Origin of the sequence: Sulfitobacter sp. HI0129, from assembly GCF_001635395.1 — a bacterium.
In the GTDB taxonomy this organism is placed as follows: domain Bacteria; phylum Pseudomonadota; class Alphaproteobacteria; order Rhodobacterales; family Rhodobacteraceae; genus Sulfitobacter.
Map to the genome: position 1 here is coordinate 1 of NZ_LWGH01000980.1, position 441 is coordinate 441.

The window sequence follows — 441 nt, forward strand, 5'->3', positions numbered from 1 at the left end:
TGCCCGCCGAGGTCGGCGTGAACCAATGCAGCCGTGGCCCCGAAACGTGCCAGCGCGTCAGGCAGGGTCTGGTTGACATCGCCGAGGATCAGCATGTCATCGGGCGGTGTACTGTCGGGATGCGAGGCGACGGCACGTTCGAACACATGGATCTGCCGGTTTGGCAAGATCTCCCGCAGGTGATGATAGGTCCGCCCGTTCCCGAGGCCCAGCTCGAACACGGGGCCGTGCGAATCCGCGATCAGTCGCGCCGCGGCATCGAGACAGGCGCGCTGCGAAACCATGCGGTCGATGAAAAGGTCCAGTCGGCTCATCGCGGTATCCTTCCTGCGGGTTCGTCCCTTCTGCACCATCGCACCGGGAATGTGTAGATGCAGGCGGGTTTCGTGACACTGGACGCTGCGCCGCAAATGGGCTTCACTCCCGGCAATGCCACGCGCG

At 64.4% G+C, this 441-nt stretch carries 1 protein-coding gene; it reads right to left on the minus strand.

Annotation, left to right across the window (positions count from 1 at the left end; all coding sequences use genetic code 11):
- Positions 1-314, minus strand: a 314-nt coding sequence (locus tag A3764_RS21500) for a class I SAM-dependent methyltransferase (protein WP_236628291.1), incomplete at its 3' end; no start/stop codon positions are given.
- Between the last annotated feature and the right edge of the window lie 127 nt (positions 315-441).